We start from the raw sequence: 2,287 nt of genomic DNA, 5'->3' as shown, positions 1-2,287 counted from the left end.
ACCTTCCAGGGCGCCGCCCCCGTGCGCATCGCCGACGTCCTCACCGACCCGCGCTTCGGGCACGGGCGCACCAGCGGCCTGCCCCCCGGCCACGTGCCCGTGCGCAGCTACCTCGCCGTGCCCGTCACCTCCACCGGCGACCGCGTCATCGGCGCCCTGCTCCTGGGCCACGGCGAACCCGGCCGCTTCGACGAGGAGGCCGAGGCCGTCGCCGTGGCCGCCGCCCGCGGCGCCGCCACCGCCGTGGACAACGCCCTGCTGCTGGGCGCGCACCGCGCCGCCCGCGAGCTCGCCGAGGAGCGCGGGGCCGCCGCCGAGGCCGCCGCCGCCCGTACCGCGCTGCTGCAGTCCATCACCGCCCTGCTGTCCACCAGCGCCACCACCGCCGACATCACCGCCTGCGTCCCGCGCGCGGTCGCCGAGGCCGCCGGCTGCACCTCCGCCGCCCTGTACCTCGCCGACCGCCCCCGCGGCCGGCTCGTCGGGCACGGCCACCCGCCGGCGCCCCCCGAGCTCGCCGCGACCCTGGGCACCCTGGACCTGCACGGCGACGACTCCGTCGCCCGCGCCGTGCGCACCGGCCGCCCCGTGGTGGTGCGCGACGTCGTCGCCGAACCCCTCGGCGACCCGGACCTGGTGCTGCCGTGGCCCACCCTGTCCACCGTCGCGGTGCCGCTCGTGGACCGCGACGGCACCGTGCTCGGCGCCCTCGTCGTCAACCGCGACGCCGTCGACCCCGACGACGACGACGTCGAGCTGTTCGCCAGCGTCGCCGCGCAGGTCGCGCTCGCCCTGGAGCGCGCCCGCCTCCTCGACGCCGAGCGCGCCGCCGGCGAGGAGCTCGCGCGCTCCCTCAGCGCCCTCACCGAGCTCGCCCGCACCCTGCAGCGCGGCCTGCTGCCCCGGCGCCTGCCCGCCCTGCAGCGCGTCGACGTCGCCGTGCGCCACCAGCCCGCCGTCGTCGGCGCCGAGGTCGGCGGCGACTGGTACGACGCCGTCGCCCTCGACGACGACGTCGTCTTCGTCATCGGCGACGTGCAGGGCCACAACACCACCGCCGCCGGGCTCATGGGCCAGCTGCGCACCGCCGTGCGCGCCTACCTCACCGAGGGCCACGGCCCCGCCGCCGCCCTGGAGCGCACCAACCGGCTGCTCGCCGAGCAGACCGAGGAGCTCTTCGCCACCTGCTGCGTGGTGCGCCTGGACCAGGGCTCGGGCACCGTCACCGTCGCCACCGCCGGGCACCCCGCCCCGCTGGCCGCCGACGAGCGCGGCCTGCGCGAGCTGACCGCCGACCCCGGCCCGCCGCTGGGCGTGGACCCCGCGGCCGCCTTCCCCGCCACCACCCACCGCCTGCACGGGCGCAGCCGCGTCGTGCTCTACACCGACGGCGTCGTGGAGTCCCGCGCCGACCAGCTCGAGGGCGGCGCGCTGGCCCTGCGGCGCACCGTGCGCGACAGCACCGCCGCGGACCCCGGCATCACCTGCGAGCAGCTCGCCGACCGCATCACCGCCGGCATCCCGCACCGCCTCGACGACGACGCCGCCATGCTGGTCCTGGAGTACCGCGGGCCCACCGCCCAGCTGGAGGAGGCCTGGCTGCCGCTGCCCGGCGACGTGCGCGCCGTCGCCCAGGCCCGCGCCTTCCTGCGCACCGCCCTGAGCGCCTGGGACGCCGACGCGCTGCTCGACGAGGCCGAGCTCGTCCTCAGCGAGCTGGTCACCAACGCCCTCGTGCACACCGACGCCCCCGGCGCCGTCCTGCTGCGCTACGACCGCGGGGCGCGGCGGCTGACGGTCAACGTGCACGACCGCTCCACCCGCCACCCCCTGGAGCGCCACGCCGGCCCCGAGGCCCTCGGCGGCCGCGGCCTGGGCATCGTCCAGGCCGTCGCCGACTCCTGGGGCGTCTCCGTCGCCGGCGACGGCAAGACCGTGTGGGCCGAGCTGGCCGTGGAGGAGGGGGCCTGACGCCCGCGCGGGCGCCCCGCGCACGAGGAGGGTCCGGGCGGTGCACACTGGAGGTGCTTCCCGGAACACGACACCGCACGACCACCGTGCACCGTTGGAGGTTCACGTGCCCGACCTCAGCAGCGAAGAGCGCGCCGTCCTGGAGCACCTGCGCACCTGGTACCGCACGCACCGCGGAGCGCTGCCCGCCGCCGACGTCGCCGCCGCCACCGGCCTGCCCACCGCCGCGGTGTGCGCCGCCGCCGGCGTCCTGGAGGTCGCGGCGGGCGTGCGCACCTACCACCGGCGCCCCGAGGCACCCCGCCCTCGCCAGAGC

The 2,287-nt window shown here is 78.5% G+C and carries 2 protein-coding genes; both read left to right on the top strand.

Annotated elements, in window-relative coordinates:
- Positions 1-1,971 (top strand): SpoIIE family protein phosphatase (locus GTR00_RS19250; RefSeq protein WP_166613170.1); only part of this gene is annotated, 1,971 nt, incomplete at its 5' end.
- Between the two features lie 106 nt (positions 1,972-2,077).
- Positions 2,078-2,287 (top strand): hypothetical protein (locus GTR00_RS19245; RefSeq protein ID WP_166613169.1); only part of this gene is annotated, 210 nt, incomplete at its 3' end.

Source organism: Kineococcus indalonis (assembly GCF_009906395.1).
GTDB classification, from domain to species: Bacteria; Actinomycetota; Actinomycetes; order Actinomycetales; family Kineococcaceae; genus Kineococcus; species Kineococcus indalonis.
Note: the sequence above shows the minus strand (reverse complement) of the source record. Positions and strands in the feature narration are given on the sequence as shown.